Consider the following 23,761-nt stretch of genomic DNA (forward strand, 5'->3'; position numbering starts at 1 on the left):
ATCAATTAGGTAATACGCCCCTATTACGACATCACGATAGATTCAGACACAGGTGAAGTGAAACGAAGCTATTTTGATGAAGAACCCGCGGTAAAAATAAAAGGGCTTAAATACGAGGGTAAAGAAATTATCACTCGCGAGCATTCATGGCGTATTGAGCGCAGACAGGAAAAAGCCGCTTAGGGCTTTTTCGCTTTTACTTGGAGTTCTGTAAATAAGTGTACTAGAGAGAAATATCGCTTATATATTTCCCTAAACCAGAGCGCTTTGAAATTCGACGTAAAATCTTATTAGCGGTAATGTGTGAAGCGATTTTTGTATCAGGGAAATACGCTGTATATATACAAATGAGCCTTAAAAGGGCAAAGTCAGTGAAATATATTAAAGTCTGGTAATATTTTTCCCTTGTTTTTTCATCAAAGCCTTCAGAGTCAGATAAATGTTCTTCTATTATTTTACATATTACGTAGAAAATTCGTGCTGCGTTGAACAAACTTCCATGAGTATCAATCTTTGAAATAACGCTGTGAACATGTGGTCTCGCTGCGCCTCGGCTTTTCAAGTGAAAAATAAGATCATCTAAATTGTTTGCTGATGCAACACCGTCCACTTTGGAGTTTTCGAAAACTAGGTAAAAACTGTCGAAGTTATTCTTCTGTGAAGAGACCATATTGAAGAAGTGTGACTCAAAAGTTTTAAGCTTATCTTGTTGTTTTGTTCTTTCTATTTCATCCTCGAGTGATTTTGAGGACTTTCGTTGAAGCTCGAGAGTTTTTATAAGTAAAACTACAGACAAAAAACTAAGTAGGGGCCCCAGCGTTCCCCCCACGTATCCACCAAAGTTATTCCAGTCTTGTAGTTCATCCGAAATACTTTGGGTATGAAAGTTTAAAACAAATGAAAAGATGACTAGCAGAAATGCTAGTACGATCATAACCCATAGACTTTTACTGCTCATCAACTATGCCTGATATCAAAAGTTTGACTATTTTTTGATTTCTTAAGGTCAACTTCTTTGCATTCACTCTCATAAACAACCAACAATCCTCATTAAGAACAGTATTTTGATCTAGGTTTTTTGAGACAGCTTTTTTTATTTCAACTCTTACTAACTTTATACCGCTTGAAAAACTAAATGCGACGGTATTGCTATGTCCTTCAATAATGAGTCTCCCATTGCCTGTAAGATGGTTGAAACGAGTAATTACAACACTAAACTCGTGGTCCACATTTGTTAGTCTCGTTGGTCTCAACATTAAAGCTGTATCTTCGTTTAAAGATACGATATCAGTTTTTCCGCCCTCAATCCGATGTTGAAGGGTGATATCATATCCATAAGCTTCTGTAACCTTATGTAGGTCTTTCATTGGGTTTCGAATGTGTGCGAGCAGGTCCTCATGAATGCCACTTAATCTATCTACAATTTGGCTAGCTCGTCTCGATAACTCTGGAGGTTCCTGATATAGTGACTCTTGGACGTAAAACTGTATAACCTCACAGAAAGTTTTTTTACCGATGTCATTGAGCTTTCTTACCAACTCTTCGCCTTTTACACGGATAACGAAATTTTGACCGAAGGATGATTCGAAGTTTCTTTGTAAATCAGCTCTTATTGGGTTAGAAGTTTGTCTTTTTTCCACTATCCCTTCATCAAGAGCAGCGTCTGCTAATCTAGTTATTAGCGTTGAAGCTCCTATGAATGTCGTTGAACCATGCATCATGTCTAGCTCGTGTCCAGGCGTACTAATCACAAGGGACATTTGAATCGAGTCCTCGAGTTGATCATTGCTCATTATTTACTTCCTTTTAAATATAATATCTTTCGTGACTTTTTAATTCGCCTGTACTTAGTAACAGATCTTGTTTCCAATTCCAATATTCAATCTATTTTGTGCCAATTCGGCAAACATTAAAAGAGAGAATATCTTAGCGAGAAAACTAGGGGGGGCTTTCTAAAAGTAGCTTCCCAACTGTGAATGATGCTTGTGCGTAGAGGTTCTATTTATTTATACAAAGAGAAATAAAACAAAAAAGTCTACACGCTACAAATTTGCTATAAAAAATCAAAAATTAGTATGGAAGTTTGTAGATACTAACTTGGAAAGCTAGAAAAAAATGGTGGCCCCACCCTGACTTGAACAGGGGACCTGCCGATTATGAGTAAGTCGCGTTGTGGTTATTTGAACTTATATGTAATTCATTGTCTTTATAAATTCCAGTAAATTCAGCGTCTTATTTTTATATGTAGTAATGCGTTCTAATATGTCTTTATAATAAAAATGCTTACACGGGGCGTACATGAGTCTCTGGTGTAAGTAAACAGAAGCGGCCGGCGACTGCTGCAACAGTCCCGACCGCATGATCGACGATAGACATAGGAGAACCGCCGATATGGCAATTCTAACTCATCTTTTAGTTATTTCAGAGCAGCTAATTCCTAACCACAAATTAGGGGTTACGTATGAGTAAGAAATACAACATCACTGATACTAGAGCAGCTAGTTTCCCTATCCCCGAAAAAGGGCAGGCAATCTATTGGGACGAAAAGCAAAGTGGTCTTGGCTTACGTGTAACAGCTAATGGCGCAAGAAGTTGGATCGTTCAAGGTTACGTTAATGGAAAGTCGAGGCGCTTCACATTAGGGTTGCTAGATGAACTTGATTATAAAGAAGCAAGGGAAGAAGCTAGCTCTACAAGAGCTTCCATGCGCAAAGGAGTAAATCCTCTAGAAGAGAAAAAGAAGCGGCAGAATGTGAGTGAAGCTGAAACCGTCACCTTGGCTGAAATCAAAGACGACTATGTGAAACACAAAAGAACAAAGGGGATGCCTCTACGCCAAGCTTCTATTAACGGCATTGAGAGCTGTGTTAAGAACGAGTTTTCAGACTGGGCAAGCAAACCCGTGGCAAATATTACCCGAGATGCGGTAATTGAACGTTTCAGGAATATCTCCCAAAAAGCCCCAACACAAGCGAACCTAGCATTTAGAAACTTACGTGCCTTGTTAAATTGGGCTAAAGAGAAGTATACCGCTCCTGATGGAAGTTACACGATATTGAACCCAAACCCCGTGTCACAAGCAATCAAATCTAATGGTCTTGCACAATGGAACAAAGAGACCAAAAGAGATACAAGGATTCCAGAAGATAAAATAGGGGAGGTGTGGTTAGCGCTAAACGCTCATGCAGACCCAGAGAGAAATATCGCTACGACTTGCACCAGTGCTGACCTCATAATGTTTATGCTCCTAACTGGTACACGTATCAGCGAAGCAAATCAGCTTACTTGGGACAGAGTGAAATTGCATGACGACGTTCCAACTTTTCATTTGGATGTCACGAAGAACCACAATTCGATCACTCTCCCAATTAGCAAGGAACTCAGGAAAGTATTGTTAAGACGAGAATCTCAAAAATTGTCTAACAACCCCTATGTTTTTCCTGCTAAGCGGGGCAAAGCTGGTTACCTCAAGGATCCCCGTGCTTTATTCGTTAGGGTTTCAGAGATTACGGGGTGTCATATTCATCCTCATGCAATGCGTCGAACCTTCGAGGAGCTTGCGGTAAGGTCAGGGGTGGATTCAGATAGGCGTCGAATATTGCTTAACCACATATCAGGTGATGTTCATGCTCTGCATTACGGTAATAACAAAGATCCGAAAGTGTTGATTCAAGAGGTGAATAAAGTTGGTGACTTTGTACTTCGTTTAGCGCAAATAGCCGAGTCGGCTGCTAAGGCTGATAATGTTGTGCAAATAGTGAAATAATTCTCTTTGCAAACGAATATAAAATTGTATAACTTAATACGCAGTTACCTAATGTAGGTAACACACCATTCCATCTCTTTGAAAGTGAGCGTGATGCTTTATCACTCCGGTGATTCGCTTCAAAGAGGTAAAGATCTGCATGGGCAGTGTCGCGGAGTTCATAATTGAATTCGCTGCATTGCCTTTTTTGTTTTGGGCTTGCGGCAAGTGAATACAGGCAACCCCATGACAACTCAAACTATAACCACAGTTAATACTCAACAAGCAGCCGAGATCCTTGGGCTTTCTCCTAATACTCTGAATCAATGGCGACACATTAAGCGTGGCCCAGCGTTTCACAAATTCGGCAAATCAGTTCGATATAGCTTGCAGGAATTAGAGGATTATATGGAACAAACACGCCGAGAAAGAACCTCTCGTTTTGGTGACCAATCCTATTAGAACGACTTACTAGTTGTAATGGGCGTTCACCGAGAAAACTAGAAGTTTTTCATACGCATTTGAATGCTCTTGCATCAACAAGTAATTCACCTGTAACTCATTCAAAAAAAAAAGCGCTGTGCCCATCGTGGGTTAGACAAAGCGCTTTGGAGTGATTCATGTTAAACAATAATGATGAAGCTAATAACAAACAAGATAATACGTGGGATCCCACAAAGGCTGTACAAGCAGAGATCGGCAGCCAGCAATACAACAGGGATGGCAAAAATGAAAGCGCAACTACAGCCAGCGTACAGCCCGACAAACTGCTAAAAATACCCAAGGAAATGCGCGATAGGGCGCAATGGTGTTTGGCTGCTCCGGACAAAAGGCCATTGCAGCTAAATAAGGCAAACGCTAGTCCTACTGATCCTACTACGTGGTCAACTTTCGATGAGATATATACGAAAGCCAAAGAGTATAGGCTTGGCATTGGATATGTTCTGGCTAAAGATGATCCTTTCGTCTGTATAGACCTTGATGTCAAAGATGGGAATAGCAAAGACAAACAAGGGAATCATTTACCACATAATCTGTGGACACCAGTTTCGCAGTTGGAATGGTATCGAGGTATCGTTTTAGCCTCGAAATCCTATGCGGAATTGAGTTCTGGAGGGAAGGGGGTTCATGTTTGGGTTAAAGGGGAGCTAGGAGAGGGAAGAAGAGGGCAAGGGATCGAGGTATACAGCCAAGAACGGTTTATCGTTTTTACTGGAGACAGCATTGCAGATATTAAGTATCAGCACATACTAGGCCGAGCCATAGCGAATCCACTTTACTGCGAACCGCTACCACTTCAACCGCGCCAGCACTTAGTTGACGCAATCGTTAGCGAATTCAGTGAAGCTGAAACTAAAATTGATCTGGTGGAAGTGGAAGCAACCCAATCAGATATCGAGTTATGGGAGCGGGCAAACAAAGCTGCCAATTCTGAAAAGTTTGTAGACCTGTGTAGTGGGCAGTGGCAAAAATATAGCTTCCCTAGTCAAAGCGAAGCTGACCTTGCGCTTATGTCTATGCTTGCCTTTTACTCTGAATCAAATGAGCAGTGTCGTAGAATGTTCAGGGCTACCGTATTAGGTAAACGTGAGAAGGCTGTTAAGAATGATATCTACCTTGACCGCACACTTAAAATTATACGCGGTAGGCAGGAAAACGAGAAGAAATCCGCAGTAGAAATAGATTGTGCTGCTTTAAAAACACAGCATCAGCTCAAGTCGAAACCAGTAAACGATTCAGAAGTAATAGAATTTCCGCCTGGGGTTACAGGACAGTTAGCCGAAGCATATTTTAATGCAAGCCCGATTCCTCAACAAGAGATATCAATAGCGATGGCATTGGCAACGTTATCGGCAGTTGCTGGTAGGGCATTCCGAACGCCCACAGATGCAACGCTAAGTCAGTTTTATCTTGTTATAGCTCATACTGGTGCGGGTAAAGACGCGATACATAAGCTGATCCCAAAACTTCTAAGAAGTTTGAATATACCAAATGTTGAGAGATTTTTTACTCAGGAAAGGTTCGTAAGCGGAGTAGCATTGCACAAGCGAATTTTGACAGAGCCGGGGTTTCTACTTCTTCACACGGAGTTTGGCAAAAGGCTAGAGAATATCGCATCGCGAAACAATCCTAGTAACCAAGATCAACAATTCGCAGCTAAACTGACAGAGACTTATGAGAAGGACTTTTTGGAGGGGGTATCTTATTCCAAAGGTACTGATTCACAGTCTGGTATCGGGTGGCCTGCGCTCTCATTTATTGGTGAAAGTACCCCTCGAACTTTTTATAATTCATTGACCCCAAATATGATGGAAGACGGGTTCTATTCCCGTTTCATTACAATATTAGTAAAAAGTAAGCGTCCAAATTTAAATAGGCAGGCCTGTTTGGACCTTGGAACCTTGCAAGATAAATTTCAGGCACTTACAGCCGAATCTATAAGGATTAATAACGCATACCCCTTAGAACCTAGAAAAGTTAATTTCGGCTCCCTTGAAGTAGAAAAACTGTTCGACGAGTTTGAAAGAGAATGCACCGATAATGTAAATATAGCGGTTGCAGAAAACGATGATTTTGCTCCTGCTGCATGGAATCGCGCACACATTAAAGCATTAAAAATGGCCTCTCTTTTGGCAGTTGCTGATTGTTATTTTGAACCACAGATTAGTGCTCAGCACGCAGCTTGGGGAATCAAACTAGTAAGGAATGACATATTAACTTTTGTAGATAAAGTTAATTCCGGTGATGTTGGGGATGGCGATGATGCTAGACAGAAAAAAGTGCTTGAGATTTGCCAGAAGGTAATAAGAGGCGATTTGAAAGACGACCACAAATTTGATGATAAAACACTGATCAGTAGGCGTGTTCTTCAGTCGAATACCTGTAAATTAGCTTCGTTCAAAAATCATAAACTTGGAGCCACAAAGGCTCTTGCAGAAACAATCAAATCTCTTGTCGAAACTGGATACTTAGTAAAAGAAAACATGGAGCCACGTTCCAAAGCGGACTTTTATAAGTTAATCAGTACATAAAGACTGTAGTACAGTGTAGTACATGAGGCGATAGGTAAGTTGTTGTATTTGCTATTGTTGTATGTGTAGTAGTATTTTCGTACCCCTTACCACAGTAGCAAACTTTACAGCATTGCAGGACTACCCCTACTACACATACTACATTTACTACAGCTTATTTATAGCATTGTTTTTACTGGAATATTTTTAGGTTAACTGTAGTACGCCATAACTACAGTTACTACGTTTGAATGTGGTTAGAATTAGCCCTACTTATTGGTAGTAGTGTGCTTTAATTTTTAAATTTAGAAGTAGGTTATTGTTACCTAAATAAAAAGTTTGTAGATGTTTTTTGTTTTAGTGTAACGTGTAACTGTTATGTACTGTTAACAAGCGTAACCACACTGTTTTTCACGTGTTCCTTGCTTATTTTTTTTCGAAACAGCGAGGAATACAAAATGGAAATCAATTCAAACATCACCCCTTCACTACACCCTCAGAATATTACTTCAATTGATGGGTATGACGACACGACAGCAGGCTATGTTGAAAGCGCTAAAGCTGCACTAGAGTTAGCTTATAAATCTCTTGGCGCGGTTCATAGTGCGCGAGCAAAAGTTAATGCTAATTCTGCGTGGTCAAAAGAAAAGAAGATCCTAGAACTTGCTGAATTTGGTGAAAAGAATATGGACAGAATTTTGCCCGTATTTGATCGCACAAGAACTAATCTTGAATCTGGTATCAAAAGTGTCGAGCAGGCAATGAGCGAGTCACTAAGCAAAACTACACCTGCACTTGCCCAAGAAATTAGATCACATATTAAAACTTTGGACAGAACAGCAAGAGCTGAATTAGTGCAAAAGCTATTCGCAGAAAAGAATTACGATGTAGTGACTGCAATAATTGATGCACCAGCATTTTTGTCTGGGATTACCACAGAAGAACGTGAGAACTACAAACGCAAGCTACACGAGACTACTAATCCCGAGCTAGTTAAACGCGTAAAAGTTATGAAGTCGGCACTTTCTATTATTGAGAGCAGAGGCCCACTTGTGATGCTCCAAACCGAAAAAGCTATTGGCGCTAACTTTGACTTAATTGCCAAGTTACGCAACGAAGAAAGTGCAACACGACGCGCCCTTATTATTAAAGACCACGAAGAAAACCAAGCCTGATCTAGTGTTGATCTTATCAAGAGGGGGAATTATGTCAGAGCCAGCTGTAAGTGGAAATAAAGCTTGGGTGAAAGGAATGAAGTCACCTAATCCTAAAGGTCGTCCAAAAGGAATAGTAGACCGAAGAGCTAAGATTACCGAAAGCATGTTAACAGATGCTTCGGATATAGTTGAAGCAGTGGTTGCAAAAGCAAAGCAAGGTGATGTGCAAGCTGCACAATTAATTATTTCGCGGGTATTACCCACATTAGCAGCACAGAGCGAAAAGGTTGAGTTCGAGCTCGATACCGCTGCTTCTCTTGCTGAACAAACGGAGCAAGTGTTGTCGGCAACCTCAAAGGGTGTATTGTCACCTGACAGTGCGCAGCGAATAATTCAGATAATTGGGGCGCTTGGTGAAATCCGCCACCTTGAAGATATTGAGGATCGTTTAGCTGCTTTGGAGGGGAATGCCAATGTCTAAGATAAACATAGAAGAACGTTTCATCATCCCTACGAATCATATGAAAGAGTTTGCACCTCTCTTATACAGATATGCACCAGAGGACTGCTTTCGGCTGACTAAGTTTTATGATGATTGTGGTCAAATGTTTTGGCCACACGATAAGCATCTGCGCACAGTGCGTTGCCTATTTCTTCAAACAGGGCAGGGTGAGTTTAAGTTGGTAGTCGCAGAGGACATAGAAAAGTTATTCGATTACAGTGATAAGAATATTCCAGCTACCTGTATTCGCTGTGATGTACCTGCAAATGAGCTTGCTAGTTTCATGGAACCAGAGCTTGGGATTGCAAGTTTTATTGCTGTTCGCCATCCACATCACAACCAGCGTGTTGAGATGCTATGTATGCTTGCTGATATTTACTTCCCGAGTAAAGATAATGCGGCATAGTGCTAAAACAAAAGTGCTGCAACGGATTGCAGCACTTGAGAATCAGCAGCATAAGGACTTAAACAAGCCTTATGCTCTTTTTCCTGTCAGGAAGTCACTTGTGGAGTGGGAACTACTTGCTGCTCCTATGCAAGCTCACCTCAAGGCTAATGTTAAGACTGTTGAGCCTGTAATATATGAACTCAGCATACCCATAAATTAAATGCAAATTTTAGCAAGTTTTTTGCTCATAACAATTTAGCTTTTCCAAAAACGCTTTAGACAGTGATGCAGGGACTTGAAACACACCTTCATTTCGTTTGCCGTAAACCTTTATCTTCCAGTCTGTTGATGCCATTTTCTCAAGATATGTGTAAGGCACAATCAAACCAAAGACCTCCTCAGTTGTGACCATCCCCGTGTTTGCTGAAACTTCATTGTCTATTTCATCAAATTCAAAAGAATAACCGTCTTGACCATTTGCTGAATGATAGAAGCCCCAATCTACATTACTTGAACTGACGTAGAGCTGAATGAAAGCTCTTTTATCCCCTTTATAAAGAGATCTAAAACTTAGCTGAACAGGAAATGTATCTGTAAAGCCTTGTCTGCTGAGATACAACGGAGTTCTAATCCAAGTCTGCTGTTTAAAATCATCTCTTTCTACTATTACCTGATTGGAAATGTCTTCTTGATTAGTTGGAATGGTGCTTGAACAGGCGCAAAGAGTTATTGTGAAAAGTGTTGCTAGTATTATTTTCATTAGAAGTCCTTTTTACATTATTGAAGTAATAATTTGTTTATTAAAGCTCTAGTTAACTGACATAGTTCCTGGATTGTTGTTCTGAGAGAGCGTGTAGTTAACCACAATACCGTCCTCAATGAGTACGTCCAAAGTCTTCTGCGTACCTGTCATTTTCACATCTGTGGACACAATATAACTTTGTGCTTTTGCAGTACCAGCGGAATAGAAGTACATCCACTTTTCTTGGCTTTGAGAAATTACATTTTTGGAATAGGGCTCTCCTAAGAGACTTACTAACTGTGTTGTCGTAGTCTCACCCCTGACAATTTCAGATGCTTTTTCAACGGAGAAGTCTGTACCAACAGAGTAATTTGAAGTGGCACAACCAGACAAAGTTGCAATTGAGATAAAAAGTGAAGCAAAAACCTTTTTCATTATTCTTCCTTGTAGATAAAGATTAATTGCGCTCGTGAGCGCCTTATACTGAAGGTTAATACACCCCAAATTCATATTCAAACATTAGTATAGATTGGTTGTCATGTAAGCTGATGTAAGCGTATAAATATTATAGGGTGCCAAGATCGAAAAAGCCCCGCAGGCTTTGTACTGCGAGGCTTTATATGGTGGCCCAACCCTGACTTGAACAGGGGACCTGCCGATTATGAGTCGGATGCTCTAACCAACTGAGCTATTGGGCCGAAAACTTTTTATCTTACTTACAACAGGCTTACACAATTTCGGAGTTGCTTTTTTACTCTCTAGTAACCTATTGTATTTAATCTATTTTATCTCTTTCTAAATGACCAGCGCAACTTATTATGAGTCGGATGCTCTAACCAACTGAGCTATGGGGCCATTTTGAGATGTGCTGTGCAGTTTTCTATTGCAAATTGCTATGCATAACAACCACAAGCGAGCGCAAGTATAAGCAGTTTTATTTGCCTTGTCACGCCTCGCTGGTGGCTTTGTGATTTGTTTGCTTTATTTTTGTTCACTAAGCTGTAGTTTATGTGCCTTGTTTGGCAATTTTACACGTCGCCACCCAAGAGCAAATGCCAAGCCTAACATGCTAAACAGAGTCGTAGAACCGCCTCCACCAGAGCTATTTGAATTAGTATCCGTTGGCAAGCTCACTACACTTTCGTTTACGGTAACAGTAACGGTGTCGCTGGTGCTAACTCCAAACTCATCCGTTGCAGTTAACGAAAAGGTTAAATTGCTTTGAGATGATGGGGCGGTAAAAGACATGGTTAATGTATCTGCATTTCTGATGGTAACCGTGTCGCCGGCGGTTTGCGTCCATTCTACGCTTGTTAACGCGCCTTCGGGGTCTTGGGCGCTTCCCGTTAATTCAACGCTGGCTCTTACATCGGTTTCAACATCTGTTCCTGCGTTTACCACAGGAGCTTGATTGCTCTCATCGTCTTTTATCGTAATCAGCGTTTCTACCACACCACCTAGAAGATTTGTGTCTTGTGCAGCAAGTACTAAACGAAATTGTTCGTTGTCTTCTTCGATACTATCGTTAATAAGCGTAATATTTACGGTCTTCGAACTGGTATCGCCGTCGCTCCAAGTTAGCGTGCCGCTTTGGTTGACAAAGTCTTCATCGCTCACTGCTGTGCCGCTTTCCAGTGAATAGTTCACACTTACTTCGCCTTCACTTCCACCTTGGCGAACAATGTTTAACGTAAATTCAGAGTCGGTCTCTAAAACAGCGAGTTCGCCAGCGCTTAATTCAATTTTTCCTTGTTGGGCAGCACCGTTAATCGTGACTTGAGCATAGCCGCTACCAGAGGCGATACCTCCTCCTTGCGGGTTAAATAGTCTGACGAAAAATACCTCATTGCTTTCGGTATCTTCATTAGCACTAACGCTTAACGTAATATTTTTAGCCTGTGTTTCAGATGCACTCCAACTGAGTTCTCCAGACGCTAACATTACATCGCTGCTGGTGGCTGAACCCGCTATTACTTCATACGCAACTGTCATAGCCTCGGTACCTGTCTTATTAACAGGAAGGCTTAAGGTTGTATCAGCATCCGTTTCATAATTAGCCTGAGAGAAGCCCGCGACTGTTGTTGCGCTTAACGTATTGTCTTTTAATACAAACAAACCGCGCTGAATATCACTAACCAAAATATTACCGCTAGGTAGAAACGGGTATACGCCCCACGCACCATTAAAGTTGGTGCTGTTAAAAGCAGGGTAGGTGTCGAAAAAGCCAGCTTCTACAGGCGCGGTAGGATCTGAAATGTCTAGTACCGTTAAGCCACGCTCATAGTTAGACATATAGTAGCGGTTACCTCTTACGTAGCCGTTGTGATCGATAGTGCCGTTGTCACTGGTCCAAATGCTGGCAAGCACAGGTGTTGTGAGTGATGAAATATCAAAAATCATAACCCGGGTATTTAAGCTGAAGTTTCGCTCGTCCAACTCATCGTGAACAAAGGCATATTGCTTGTCTTCACTAAACCAACCGCTATGGGTGTAGGCAACCTCGTTATAACTAATACTACTTAGTTCAGAGGTACTATTTGTGTTCGTGTGATCCCAAAGGCGCATTGCATCTTCATTGAAGTCAAGCATAACCGTACATCCATCAGCCGTAGCATTCACACAGTCAGTTTGCGCTCTTGCGTCGGTAACGCGCATAGATGACGCATCATGCGTATAGTCGGCACGTGTAAAACCGCTAGGTATGTAAGACGCGGTTGGTGTTTGAGGTGAGGTTAGCGTATATGAACGAAAGGCTCCGCCGTTACTATCCTGACCAACCAAATGTAGCTGAGGCGCAGCGTCATTTAACGGTGTGTTTAGCGTGTAATCTACGTTTGAGATGTAGATATTGTGTGCACGGTTATCGTCGTTAATCCGCTTCGTTAAGCTAATACCATTAGGGAGGTCGTTAAGGTCAATGATGGTAAAACCTTCTGTTACGCTATCGGCACTGGCATAGGCATACGCTTTAAAACGCCCCGCAGCGCTATCGAAATACTGATAGACCTTAATGTCGCGCCATGTCGTACTTTGACCGGTAATTTCACCCACTACTACCGGCGCTGTTGGCTCGGTTACGTCTACAACGGCAATGCTGGCCTGCATGCCAACAATGGCATATTCTCTACGGTTGTTTAAATCGACGTGCCCCCAAATATCGTTGGTACTATTTGATACCGACGACAACACGTTAACAGGTACGTTAGAGAGTAGATCGATATTGCTGCATGGGAAGTCGGCAGCCGTTCCATCTGTGCAAGCTTCATTTGCACTGACTTCGGAACTAAGGACCATGTGCGATGATGCCTGTGTTTGAAGGGAAGACGCGGCTTTTCCGTCAGTTATACTATCGAACCCTTTTTCATAAAGGGCTTCTGATAAATAGGTAGGCACATTAACTAGTGTAGTTTTGTGCAAGGCAGGCTTCTGTGCCTGGTAATGATCTTCACGAGAAAAGCCTCCTAATACGGGTAAAAGACTGTCGTTTAGAACTTGTGCATGCTGAGCGTTGTCGAAATAATATTGGCCTTCAGCAACGAGAATTTTGTCGCCTTTATTGGCCTGTCGCGCGGCATAGCTCAACGTTTTACAGGGCCTGAAACGGTTGTCACACTTGCCCGCGTCCACGCCGTCTTCGGCAACAAAACGCGCTTTGTCATGGTCTGTGTGTGCTTGTGCACCTTGACTCACAAATGCTAAAAGCAGCACTATTAGCGTTAATGGGAATGCATTCATCTTGTCGTCCGCGCAAGTGTGTAATTAGAAAAAGGTAGTTTGTATAAAAAACTACCAGATATCCAAAGGAAGTACATACGTAAATGAAAATGCCTTTTCGCATGAGTGTCATGCCTTCGTTACTCTTTGCGGCGCTAGTGTCGTTAACCGGCTGTGATGCCATTAACCTCAAAGGAAGAGAGCCTGGTGAAATCCCGTTTAAGTTGGTGGGAGTCGATACGGGGGCATGTCCAATGATCATGAGTATTGGACAACAGCGATGGAATATAGACTACTTCGGTTTTTACCTTAGCAAGCCAGAAGTGCGCATTGATGGTAAGTGGCAGCGAGTTAAGTTTAAACAAACCCAATGGCAGACGCCGAATATAGCATTGCTAAAGTTTCACAATAAGTGCAACAACCCTGATGATGCCAATAGCAAAATTGTATTAGATGTATCGGAAGAGCTTTTAAAGCTGTCCACAAACTTGCGCTTCACTATGGGTCTTCCCTTCGACGATAATCACGCTAACCCGCTTACACAGCCCTCGCCATTGAATGACAGTACAATGTTTTGGAGCTGGCAAAACGGTCATAAGTTTTTGCGACTGGATGTGTCTAAAGGCTCAGAGGAAACACGCAAATGGTCTTATCATTTAGGTAGCGTGGGTTGCGATTCTGAATCAGCAGTCAGGCCACCTGAAAAATCGTGTGCTTTCACAAACCGGGTGGAGTTTATTCTGCCGATGACCCAGCTCGACACTGATTTAGATTTGGAAGTATCGGTGTCTAACATTGTCGCGCAAGTTGATATAAACGAAGCGCCAAGTTGTATGTTCGAGTCTCCTGAAACTGAGCCCTGTAAAAAGCTTATTCAGAATTTAGTGCACAGGCCTTGGATTAAGTGGCAGTAGCGGCACGTTTAATTTGCACTAGAAGGCGAGCTCTGCTCGCTTTCAAGGCGGCAATTATCGCTCTTGTTGCAATGATTTTAGGCGCGTGCAGTAAATCGCCCACACCTTACATTTGGAATTTGCCTCACAATATTCCACAGCCTCCCGTTCCCGCAGACAATCCTGTGACCGAAGAAAGCGTAATTTTGGGAGAGAAGCTTTTCTTTGATAAGGGCTTAAGTACTAACAATACGGTTTCATGTAGCAGCTGCCATGAACCAGAGCATGCTTTCTCTGAACCTAAGACGGTTTCAGTAGGCGCGAACGGAGACGCGCTAAACCGTAACGCATTAGCGCTAGTAAACGTGGCTTATAATGCATCCTTCACTTGGGCGCATAACAATTTAGAAAGTATAGAAAAGCAGCTGATGATCCCGCTTTTTAATGAACATCCTGTGGAAATGGGCGTTACGGGAAATGAAAAGCGTATATTAAAGCGCTTTGAGGGCAGCGAATATCGAGCGCTTTTTGAAGCGGCTTATGGTGATGACACCCCCAATTTAAACAATATTGTAAAGGCGCTTGCTAGCTACGTAAGAAGTTTAGTGTCGTTTAACAGTGCTTTTGATAACTACGCTTACTCTCAAGATGACGATGCACTAACCGCCCAGCAGCTTGAAGGTTTGAATCTGTTTTTTTCAGAGCGCACTGAGTGCTTTCACTGCCACGGAGGTCTGAACTTCACTCAATCGTCTAAGCATAGTTTTCAACCTTTTGCTGCTCAGCCTTTCCACAACACTGGCCTGTATAATGAAGATGGGAAGGGTAGTTATCCGGAATCGGACATGGGGCTTTACAGCGTTACTCACAATAAACAAGACATGGGGAAGTTTAGAGCACCTACTTTGCGCAATATAGCCCTTACTGCGCCCTACATGCATGATGGCAGTATTGCCACCCTTGATGAAGTCATTGAGTTTTATGCTCGTGGGGGAAATCTGGCTGAAAGCCCTAACCCTTACCGCAGTCCGTTCATAAAAGGCTTTGCGATTTCTGAAGATGAAAAGGCGGCGTTGGTTGCATTTTTGCGCAGTTTAACCGACGAGCAATTTGTAAAAACACACACTACACGCAAAAATTAGCGATTTATTGCTCATTTTGTGTAATTTATGTTTATACTTTGCACACATATATCAACCAAATGCTTATGTGCTGATTGTTAACATCGTGATAAACTCAATCACTTACATTCTTTGTTAATAACTATAAAGCAGGTGAGCGGTCGCGGAGATGAGAATGACTGAAAAACCCTTCATTACAAGTGGTCGAAATACCATCATTCATAAAATAAGAAAATTAGATCTATTGGTGATCAATGGTGATGAACATCCGCCAATTCTTGTTACTTATAAAGGTATTAAGCAGTACGAAGGCAAAGTGCCTGAAAACAAGCGCGATGCCAAGATGATGGACATGGAACTAGTAGATGTAACTACTAGCGATGTGTTTGGCGACGAAAAAACATTATTGTTCGTACAAACCCTAAATGGGAAAGAGTATAAAATCGATTACTCTAAAATTGGGACGAGCATGTTTATTAAGATTCACCAAGACAGTATTTTCTAAAACTCACCTTACCCCATATTGGGGTAGATGTGTTTTTAATTAATGGGGTTAGGCAATCTGGCCCCAGTTATCTGCCTTGAGTGAATTGAACCCTCCAATTACCCTTCCTTTTCCTTTAAGCTGTACGTAACGCTTTTTGAAAATGTTAAACCGGCAGATGTCCACTGGCGTGACTTCCGATGCATTTACTCCACTTACAACACCTGCAGTCTCCAACCCCTCAGCAATTAACTCTGAACAGAACCAGCTATTAAAGTCTTCTTGATTGTAGCTTATGCTGCCGAACAGGGGATGTTCATCAATCGCGTCCACTGCTGAGCCGAATAGCTGTAGCACGTCGTAAGGTTTCCCGTCTTGTTCAAACATGAAGTTAAAGAAGTCTCGCTTATTTTGCTCAAAGATACTTCTTGACGCGCTAGACAAGGGCAGCCACCAAATATCACCGTCATAAGATGCTACTCGCTCGCTTAGTCTATTGGTCATTACCCCTCGCTTTCCTTTATACGATGTTGCTTCCATGACTTGATTAAAATATCGATTAGAATCTTCATCGCGCATCTTCGTTTGCATAACTATTGCCACATGCGTTACCGCAGAGCGTGTCGTGAGTTTGGTCCAACGAGAAAATAAGCTATTGCCGCCAAATGCGATGATGTCACCAGGCTGCATATGCTCTCTAATAAGGTGATATTGTTGCTGCTCTAACATGGCTCTTCCTTGAATACGTGTTAAAAAATTAGATTGTTGTCTGCACCGCTAGGCGGGCAAGAGTATTTGCTTATGATTTTCCACTTTGCAATGTATGCATTTATAAGAATGTTGCAAAGTGTGTGTTAAGTACGACTAATAACAGTTTAGACCGATTATTAAACCTTAGCTTTTGTGTACTTGTCGCAACGTCTCAAATAGCGGTGCTTTAACGTTTTTATAGCGTGAATTTTACAAAGTTTCACTAATTTAATGGTGCGGGGACAAAAGAGGTAGTCACCGCGTTGCCGAATATTATCAGAGGAACTTGTTATGTTTATGTCACGCCGTGTTACCCAACTTGCTTTACTAGGAATAACCTTGTCGCTTACTGCAACAGTAGCGAATGCCGCCCCGTATCCCAAGCATGTAGAAAAAAACTTAATTGCAGTGTGTGAAGCGGTAAAAAGCGATAGCCGTTTGCGATTGCATCGCGCCGTGAAAGCGACGGGTTTTAAAATGCGATATATCCATGAAGGATTAGTGTGCAACGGGCAAGACATGCTTACTTTTGCACTTACTCATAATGCATCTAAAAACGCACAACTGATTGCTCGTCGCATTAATGCTAGCCCTAGTGTACTAACAGCAAAACGCTAATGAAGAGTTTTCTACCCTGGCGATTGGGCTATGCAGCTTATAGCCCCTTTTTCGCTTATTTTTACTTTTCGCTGTCTACATCCCATCACTTATTAAGACTGGGATAGATAACACTGACAGCTATTACTGCTTGCACTTGCAAGGGATCGCAGATGATCGCACTGGTTTTTTTACACTCTGTTTCTATGCAAAACTCACTTTGCGAAATGCTAAAAAAGCTAGACGTATTCAGTCACGTTTATGGCGCGCAATCTGTAGGCCATTGTCTTGCGTTAGCAGAGAAATATCCTCAGTCCATCGGTTTCTATTCAGTCTCTCAGTCAAGTCGAAACCTTGCATCACGGTATTGGCTTGCAGTAGGAAATAAAGACGAAGAAGCGCTGTTAGCCTTTTCTCATAACGCGTCAGGATTTGTTAAATCACCACTTGAAGAACCCCAAGTATTAAACGCTATAGAGCATGTCAAAACCAAGTACCATTTTTATGAACGGGACTTTCAATTCAATATGCTGGTAAAGGGACTTTGTGAACAATATGGGGTGTCTGAACCTGCGCTTCTAGCTACATTGCGCCAGCAATTGAACAAAAGTGCTCAGCCAAATGTTGTTGGGATACGCGCTGAAAACGGGTGGTGTTGCTTAAATCCAGCAGAGATTAAATGGATTGAAGCTGCAGGAGACTACATGTGTGTTCAAACGCTCTCAGAAAGCTACGTTGTCCGCACCACCTTGTGTGAATTACTTAAGCGTTTGGGAGAGCAGAATTTTAAACGCTGTAACCGCTCTGTGGCGGTCAATGCAAAACATATCGCGCACCTGGAGCAAAAACTCAATCAGCAGCGAGTTGTCATGCAAGGTGGCGAAGCGTTCAAGATTACTCACAAATATTACTATCAGTTTTGGCTGACAGACTGAACGTCAAACTGAGTTTCAGTGCAACATTCTACTATACGACCATGGTACTGCTGGTGGTCTAACTCGCTTATCGTTACACTTACTCACTGAATTTTGGGAATAAGTACTAGGACCTGCAAGGCCTAATAAGGAGCGATAGTGCGAGATGTAAGAAACATGATAGTGGGCGCAGTTTTAGTGTTTGCTGCTTATTATCTTGGGCTAGTTGTCGTTAGTGTGAGTGCCCTTCCTATTCCAGGGCCATTAATGGGCTTATTCCTTTTACTCGCGATGCTTTTTCTTTTTCCTCAGCTTGAGGTTCACACGGCGCGCTTTGTTACTTTTCCCTTGAAGCATATGTCCTTACTGTTTATTCCAGCCGTACTTGGCGTATCTATTTATTGGGCTGACATTCAGTCCAATGCACTTGCCATTGCTATCGCGATTATTGTAACGACCTCGATAAGTTTAGGGATAACCGCTTGGTTTTCGCAGCAATTGTTTAACAGCAAAAGCGGCAGCGGCTCAGATGTGGCAAGCAAGGGTGGAAAGCAAGAATGAAGGAGGCTCTACATCAAGCATTTAGCTTAACGGGGTTATTGTGGCTTAGCGTTTCAATAATTGGCTACATTATTGCTCTTTGGGTAAACAAAAAATGCAAAGGTCACCCGCTAGCGCATCCCATTGTCGTTACCGCGCTGATTGTGTCAGCTGGCCTTTATTTAACTGAAACAGGGGTTACTGAGTATCAACAGGCGGCTTCTTTGTTGCATTGGTTGCTAGGGCCTATCACTGTGGCATTAGCACTACCCATTTACAGACAATGGCAAAAGCTAAAGCACTACGGCTGGCGGTTAATGGCGAGTATTGCTTTTGGTGGCATACTCGCGCCTTTCACCGCGTGGCTTACTTTGTTTGCACTAGATGCACCGCGTGCAATACAAATTACCATGTTAGCTAAATCAATCACCACGCCCCTTGCTATGGAGTCGAGTGCGCAGGTTGGCGGCATTCCCGCATTGGCTGCCGTTTTTGTCATTGTGACGGGTGTAGTTGGAGCCATTGTGGCTACTGGTGTGTTTGCGATCCTCAATGTACAAAATCGACAGGCGCAAGGTATTGCTATGGGCACGGTGGCCCACGCAATTGGTACAGCCAAAGCTATTCAAATGGGGGAAGACGTGGCGGCGATGGCGACTCTAGGCCTTTGTGTAAATGGTATATTTACTGCGTTGGCACTACCTGTCATTTTTGGTTTCTTTATTTGATAGCTTTTCTCGTATCTTGGCGTTTTATCTATTCGCTGTGATTTAGTCTGACCAAGCCTGCAATCACCCGCCTTGACTAAAAGGTGCACAAGCTGCTGTAAAAACGCGTAGCAAAGAATCAAAGCGCCGTGATGTTTGTAAGTAAAAACGTGCTGGCAATATTCCCCAAAAGTGCTATTTCTTAGTGAGGTGTTTCGTATCACTATATACATGGTATCTATTCAAACAAAAAGTAACCGGGTTACAGCGAAGTGTAAGTTAACTCAAATCGTTACTTCAGTTCACAGTAGTTGTGCCGATACAATTGAAATTGCTAGAAAATACCGGCGGTAGCTGGTTTCAAAAGCTAGGTGGTAAAAGAACTTAATGTTTTCTGTACTCGTATGTGACGACTCGTTAGTTGCGCGCAAGCAAGTGGCTAAATGCCTTCCTCAAGACTGGGAAGTGGCCGTACATTTTGCGAAGAATGGTCAAGATGCTCTATCGGCTCTCGCTGAAGGAAAGGGCGATCTTCTATTGCTCGACCTCAATATGCCCGTTTTAGATGGGTACGGCACATTAGAAGCAATTCAGAAACAAGGTCTTAAAACCAAAGTTATTGTTGTGTCTGGTGATATTCAGCCTGAAGCTCATGAAAGAGTGACATCGCTTGGCGCTTTGGACTTTATTCGAAAGCCGGTGGATCCTAAGAAGCTGGCCGAGGTACTAGATAAATTCAACATTCTTCATGTTGAAGAGGAAGAGCCGGAAGAAGTTTCACCGCTAGACCCTGAAATCCGCGATTGTTACCAAGAAATCACTAACATAGCCATGGGGCAAGCGGGGGATCATTTAGCCCGCACCATGAACGTGTTTGTTGAGCTGCCTATTCCCAACGTTAATTTAATTGAAGTGTCTGAACTTCACATGATGCTTTCTGATATTGAGAGCCATGAACAAGTTACTGCGGTATGCCAAGGCTTCTTAGGGCCAGGTGTTAGTGGTGAGGCATTGTGTATTTTGAGCGACTCTAGCTTTGACGACGTGGCCAAAATACTCAATGTAGAAGGCGAAGTTGACGACCAGCTTCAGTTAGAGCTGCTTATGGATGCTGCGAGTATTTTGATTGGCACCTGTTTAACAGGGCTGGCCCATCAAATGGACATTAACTTCAGCCAAGGTCACCCCATTGTACTTGGTCAACATCGTGCCATCACTGAAATTATCAGCATGAATCAAATAAAGTGGAAGCGAACGTTGGCGATTGAGCTTAGCTATGGCTTGGAAGGCTACAATGTTCAGTGTGATTTGATTTTGTTGTTCACGGAAGAGTCTATGAAAATGATGAATTCTAAACTCGCCCACTTGTTGGAGGATTTTTAATGAGCCAGCATTTAGATGAGTTACAAGAATTTCACTGGATGATGGACATGCTGCAAACGGTAGACGTTGGCATTGTCGTACTAGACCGTAACTTCACCGTGCAAGTGTGGAACGGTTTTATGGAAAGTCACAGTGGGCTTTTGCCGAGTGAAGTAAGAGACAAAACGTTATTTTCGTTATTTCCCGCAATCAAACAAGACTGGTTTATTAAGAAAGCTAAGCCCGTTTTCGATCTAAAAACCCGTGCCTTTATGACATGGGAACAACGCCCTTATTTGTTCAAGTTTCCAAACTACCGGCCGATTACAGGTAGTGAGTCATTCATGTACCAAAACATTACACTTTCTCCTCTTACTTCTGCGACGGGTAAGGTGGATTTTATCAGTATGATGATTTACGACATGACTGATGTAGCGGTAGGTAAAAAGCAGCTAGAAGCGCTACAAGTAACAGTGTCTGAAGCGCAAGAAGCAAGCTCACAATCAGATAGAGCAAAGAAAACCTTCTTATAACCGCTACGTGTAACCCGTGAGAGTATATTGTTTATCTTGCGGTTCTATCTACATCAAGTTTTTACTCGCACTGAGCATAGAACAGCGGCACAGAGTGCGATGGGAGTACGTATGCAATCAAGTTCGTCTTCATTTTCAAGCTACCTTCCTCGCACCGTAATACGCGGGCTTGCAGTTATTGGTGGTGCTTTCATTCTAGCAGCCTGCGGTGGTGGCGGAGGCGGAGATGGTGACTCTAGTGGTGGGGGATCTGGCAATGGCAACTTAGTTGTTAATGCAGGCGCTAACGCTACCGTAACGGAAGGCGTGACCTATTCACTAAGTGCACAAGTGAGTGGTGGTGATGGCACGTATACGTACAACTGGAGCGCGTCTCCATCGCTGACCATTACACATGAAGACACCAGCGCTTCTGCAGCGAGCTTCGTCGCGCCGTTAGTTAATAGCGCCACTGAATACACGCTTACCGTCTCGGTAAACGATCAAAGCGGTAATACGGCTAGTGACTTCACGGTAATTACTGTTGCGCCGGTAAACATAGCACCGGAAGCAAGTATTGATGTGCCTGCGTGGGAAGGTCTGCCTGCGAATACTTTCCCAGGCGGTGTTGAAATTATTTTTGATGGCACGGGAAGCAGCGATACTGACTCATCTACGTCCGATGGCGAAATTGCCGATTATGTTTGGTCTCAAACCAGCGGCACTAACGTTATTACGGGGGTGGAAACGAACCTTTCTACCTTAACAATTACTACGCCTATCGCTAACGAGTCTCAGGAACTCACTTTTCAACTTGAAGTAACTGATAGCGAAGGTGCAACCGACGTAGACACAGTGACAATCTCAGTGCAGTCTGAAACCGAGACACTGCCTGTGGTTGATGCAGGCTTCTCGCAAGGCGTTTTCAGTGGTGAGGTGGTTATTTTGGATGGTGAAGCAAGCACCAGTATTCCCAGTGCTTTACCGCTTACTTATTCTTGGGAGCGCAGTAACAACGTTACATCTAACAATGGGGCAAACACGGGAGTGGCAGCTCGCCCTGTAGATGACAACGATGCACTATCTACGTTTGCTATTGCCCCTTCCGTATCCACCGCGACTGTGGTGGCCTATACACTTACTGTAACAGACGCTAACAACAACAGTGTTGAAGACACCATTAACGTTAGAATACGCCCCATGCCGACGCCGCTATTGAACGACACGGGATTTTTGCAGCAAGCCACCAATAATGCGTTAACAGAGGCGCAGCAAAATGATTTTCCTGGCCAAGACGGACAACGCGGAGCTGATATTATTGAACAGAACGGCTTAATTGAAAAAGCTGGGCGTGGTAAAGCCGGCTTCGACTTTACCCGTTTAAATGCCAATGGCGACGAACAAGACGCCAGCGCAGATACGTGGTCGTGCGTTCGTGACAATGTCACCGGATTGGTGTGGGAAGTTAAAACTGACGATGGGGCATTTCAAGATAAAGACTACACCTATTCTTGGTACAGCGAAGAGGTAAATGGCGGTTTTGAGGGCGACCAGACAGGCGCGAATGCAACGTGCTTATTAACCAGCTGTAATACCTCTGCATATGTACAGGCGGTTAACGCACAAGGGCTGTGTGGTTTTTACGACTGGCGGCTACCTACTCACCATGAACTCTTTTCGTTAATGCATTTAGGCATTGCCGACGACGTGGCCATTGATGAAGATTACTTTCCTAACACCGGTGCAGTCTCTACCGAGCCCCTATGGTATTGGACCTCAGTGCCAAGTGCTGATGGGGTAAACAGTGATGATGCACAAAATGCATGGGCATTGGATTTTGATTCAGGTGTCGATAACTTTCTTAATAAGTCATCAGCGGCGCGTGTTCGTCTTGTAAGAGCAGGGAGATAGTCATGAGCAATAAAGTTAATAAATCCGCTCAACGCGTACTGAAAAGCGCAGTGCTAACTACACTCAAAATGGTTGCAGCCTCGACGTTGCTTGCTAGTGCATCGCTTTCAGCTTTCGCCCAAGAGTGTCTGTCTGACGGACTAGAAACCACGCCCAACGATAATTTTGAAGCAGTGACTACCAGTACTTTGTTGGATACCACCACAGATTTAGTATGGAGACGATGTTCCGAAGGGCAAACTTGGGACGGCTCAACATGCAGTGGTGAAGCGGTGAAGTATACGTGGCAGCAGGCGCTACAACTTGCGCAGCAGGCGAGTAACGAAGACCTGCTAGGATGGCGCTTGCCCAACGTTAAAGAGTTGGCCACCTTAACGGAACGCGACTGCGTACGCCCGGCGATTAATAGCTCGCTTTTTCCTGCAACGCCTCCGGATGATTTTTGGACTTCTACCCCTTCGGCAGATGATCCAGACAGAGCCTGGGTTGTTGCGTTCTTTAATGCGAGCCATTCGATTAAAGAGAAAGACCGTTTCATTTACGTTCGACTGGTGCGCACCTACACCAACGAATAGGTGTAGATAAAGATCTACACCGCTTCGTATTAGTCTTTCGTCTAGTATCTGACCCTTAGACTTTTTATCAACAAAGCACGCTCTATAATGCGTGCTTTGTTTTTTTGGTTTGAACGTCAATTTTAAAGAAAATCGA

Annotated in this window: 24 protein-coding genes and 1 tRNA gene; 18 read left to right on the forward strand and 7 right to left on the reverse strand. The window is 43.0% G+C overall.

Annotated features, from left to right (window positions below; translation table 11 throughout):
* The first annotated feature begins 57 nt into the window (after nt 1–57).
* On the forward strand, nt 58–183 hold the full coding sequence (locus WA381_RS01570; protein WP_264386957.1) for a hypothetical protein: 126 nt from the start codon (nt 58–60) through the stop codon (nt 181–183).
* A gap of 40 nt (nt 184–223) precedes the next feature.
* Here the strand turns inward: WA381_RS01570 and WA381_RS01575 are convergent, their stop codons facing one another.
* Together WA381_RS01575 and WA381_RS01580 are read right to left on the reverse strand one after the other, a co-directional pair.
* Nucleotides 224–958, reverse strand: a complete 735-nt coding sequence (locus WA381_RS01575) for a hypothetical protein (protein WP_156086004.1) — start codon at nt 956–958, stop codon at nt 224–226.
* Nucleotides 948–1,793, reverse strand: coding sequence for a hypothetical protein (locus WA381_RS01580; protein WP_156086005.1), 846 nt, complete (start codon nt 1,791–1,793; stop codon nt 948–950). Before WA381_RS01580 ends, WA381_RS01575 begins: the two co-directional genes overlap by 11 nt.
* A gap of 668 nt (nt 1,794–2,461) precedes the next feature.
* On the opposite strand from WA381_RS01580, the gene WA381_RS01585 reads away from it, so the two are divergent.
* The 6 genes from WA381_RS01585 to WA381_RS01610 all read left to right on the forward strand — a co-directional run bounded on the left by WA381_RS01585 (nt 2,462) and on the right by WA381_RS01610 (nt 8,821).
* A complete protein-coding gene (locus WA381_RS01585) occupies nt 2,462–3,766 on the forward strand; it encodes a tyrosine-type recombinase/integrase (protein ID WP_156086006.1) in 1,305 nt (434 codons plus the stop codon).
* Nucleotides 3,767–3,991: 225 nt separating this feature from the next.
* Nucleotides 3,992–4,207: a helix-turn-helix domain-containing protein gene (locus WA381_RS01590; protein ID WP_156086007.1), complete on the forward strand. Its 216-nt coding sequence runs from the start codon at nt 3,992–3,994 to the stop codon at nt 4,205–4,207.
* Nucleotides 4,208–4,365: 158 nt separating this feature from the next.
* Nucleotides 4,366–6,777 (forward strand): DUF3987 domain-containing protein, encoded by a 2,412-nt coding sequence (locus WA381_RS01595; protein WP_156086008.1) that lies wholly within the window; start codon nt 4,366–4,368, stop codon nt 6,775–6,777.
* Between the two features lie 437 nt (nt 6,778–7,214).
* Entirely contained in the window at nt 7,215–7,931 is a 717-nt protein-coding gene (locus WA381_RS01600; protein ID WP_141151650.1) for a hypothetical protein, read from the forward strand.
* A 31-nt stretch (nt 7,932–7,962) separates the two neighbouring features.
* Entirely contained in the window at nt 7,963–8,394 is a 432-nt protein-coding gene (locus WA381_RS01605) for a DUF5681 domain-containing protein (protein ID WP_156086009.1), read from the forward strand.
* Nucleotides 8,387–8,821, forward strand: coding sequence for a hypothetical protein (locus WA381_RS01610; protein ID WP_156086010.1), 435 nt, complete (start codon nt 8,387–8,389; stop codon nt 8,819–8,821). Before WA381_RS01605 ends, WA381_RS01610 begins: the two co-directional genes overlap by 8 nt.
* 211 nt (nt 8,822–9,032) lie before the next feature.
* On the opposite strand, the gene WA381_RS01615 is transcribed toward WA381_RS01610, so the two are convergent.
* The 4 genes from WA381_RS01615 to WA381_RS01630 form a co-directional block, all read right to left on the reverse strand.
* Nucleotides 9,033–9,563: a hypothetical protein gene (locus WA381_RS01615; RefSeq protein WP_156086011.1), complete on the reverse strand. Its 531-nt coding sequence runs from the start codon at nt 9,561–9,563 to the stop codon at nt 9,033–9,035.
* Between the two features lie 48 nt (nt 9,564–9,611).
* Nucleotides 9,612–9,980, reverse strand: coding sequence for a hypothetical protein (locus WA381_RS01620; RefSeq protein WP_156086012.1), 369 nt, complete (start codon nt 9,978–9,980; stop codon nt 9,612–9,614).
* A gap of 186 nt (nt 9,981–10,166) precedes the next feature.
* Nucleotides 10,167–10,243: transfer RNA gene (locus WA381_RS01625), tRNA-Ile, on the reverse strand.
* Between the two features lie 283 nt (nt 10,244–10,526).
* A complete protein-coding gene (locus tag WA381_RS01630) occupies nt 10,527–13,280 on the reverse strand; it encodes a choice-of-anchor B family protein (RefSeq protein WP_156086013.1) in 2,754 nt (917 codons plus the stop codon).
* An 83-nt stretch (nt 13,281–13,363) separates the two neighbouring features.
* On the opposite strand from WA381_RS01630, the gene WA381_RS01635 reads away from it, so the two are divergent.
* The 3 genes from WA381_RS01635 (at nt 13,364) to WA381_RS01645 (ending at nt 15,778) form a co-directional block, all read left to right on the forward strand.
* Complete coding sequence (locus tag WA381_RS01635; RefSeq protein ID WP_014975805.1) at nt 13,364–14,173, forward strand: MbnP family copper-binding protein; 810 nt, start codon at nt 13,364–13,366, stop codon at nt 14,171–14,173.
* A 71-nt stretch (nt 14,174–14,244) separates the two neighbouring features.
* Nucleotides 14,245–15,294: an MbnH family di-heme enzyme gene (locus WA381_RS01640; protein ID WP_049585939.1), complete on the forward strand. Its 1,050-nt coding sequence runs from the start codon at nt 14,245–14,247 to the stop codon at nt 15,292–15,294.
* Between the two features lie 154 nt (nt 15,295–15,448).
* Nucleotides 15,449–15,778: a hypothetical protein gene (locus tag WA381_RS01645; RefSeq protein ID WP_014948463.1), complete on the forward strand. Its 330-nt coding sequence runs from the start codon at nt 15,449–15,451 to the stop codon at nt 15,776–15,778.
* Between the two features lie 48 nt (nt 15,779–15,826).
* Here WA381_RS01645 and WA381_RS01650 read toward each other — a convergent pair whose 3' ends face one another.
* Complete coding sequence (locus WA381_RS01650) at nt 15,827–16,486, reverse strand: hypothetical protein (protein ID WP_014975806.1); 660 nt, start codon at nt 16,484–16,486, stop codon at nt 15,827–15,829.
* 312 nt (nt 16,487–16,798) lie between these two features.
* Here WA381_RS01650 and WA381_RS01655 point away from each other — a divergent pair, with 312 nt between their 5' ends.
* From WA381_RS01655 to WA381_RS01690, 8 genes are all read left to right on the forward strand, one after another.
* Nucleotides 16,799–17,125 (forward strand): DUF3718 domain-containing protein, encoded by a 327-nt coding sequence (locus WA381_RS01655; RefSeq protein WP_014948465.1) that lies wholly within the window; start codon nt 16,799–16,801, stop codon nt 17,123–17,125.
* Between the two features lie 152 nt (nt 17,126–17,277).
* The gene (locus tag WA381_RS01660) at nt 17,278–18,039 is read left to right on the forward strand and encodes a LytR/AlgR family response regulator transcription factor (protein ID WP_049585940.1); all 762 of its coding nucleotides are present in this window, start codon (nt 17,278–17,280) and stop codon (nt 18,037–18,039) included.
* 138 nt (nt 18,040–18,177) lie between these two features.
* Nucleotides 18,178–18,579: a CidA/LrgA family protein gene (locus WA381_RS01665; protein WP_049585941.1), complete on the forward strand. Its 402-nt coding sequence runs from the start codon at nt 18,178–18,180 to the stop codon at nt 18,577–18,579.
* Nucleotides 18,576–19,286 (forward strand): LrgB family protein, encoded by a 711-nt coding sequence (locus tag WA381_RS01670; protein ID WP_049585942.1) that lies wholly within the window; start codon nt 18,576–18,578, stop codon nt 19,284–19,286. The genes WA381_RS01665 and WA381_RS01670 overlap by 4 nt, the downstream gene beginning before the upstream one ends.
* A gap of 366 nt (nt 19,287–19,652) precedes the next feature.
* Nucleotides 19,653–20,648: a response regulator gene (locus tag WA381_RS01675; protein WP_014975809.1), complete on the forward strand. Its 996-nt coding sequence runs from the start codon at nt 19,653–19,655 to the stop codon at nt 20,646–20,648.
* Nucleotides 20,648–21,160: a PAS domain-containing protein gene (locus WA381_RS01680; protein WP_014948470.1), complete on the forward strand. Its 513-nt coding sequence runs from the start codon at nt 20,648–20,650 to the stop codon at nt 21,158–21,160. The genes WA381_RS01675 and WA381_RS01680 overlap by 1 nt, the downstream gene beginning before the upstream one ends.
* 111 nt (nt 21,161–21,271) lie before the next feature.
* Nucleotides 21,272–23,050, forward strand: coding sequence for an Lcl C-terminal domain-containing protein (locus WA381_RS01685; RefSeq protein WP_039224958.1), 1,779 nt, complete (start codon nt 21,272–21,274; stop codon nt 23,048–23,050).
* A gap of 2 nt (nt 23,051–23,052) precedes the next feature.
* On the forward strand, nt 23,053–23,625 hold the full coding sequence (locus WA381_RS01690; protein ID WP_014948472.1) for an Lcl C-terminal domain-containing protein: 573 nt from the start codon (nt 23,053–23,055) through the stop codon (nt 23,623–23,625).
* The last annotated feature ends 136 nt before the right edge of the window (nt 23,626–23,761 follow it).

The organism is Alteromonas sp. CH_MED4-4 (genome assembly GCF_037029575.1).
Taxonomy (GTDB): Bacteria; Pseudomonadota; Gammaproteobacteria; order Enterobacterales; family Alteromonadaceae; genus Alteromonas; species Alteromonas macleodii.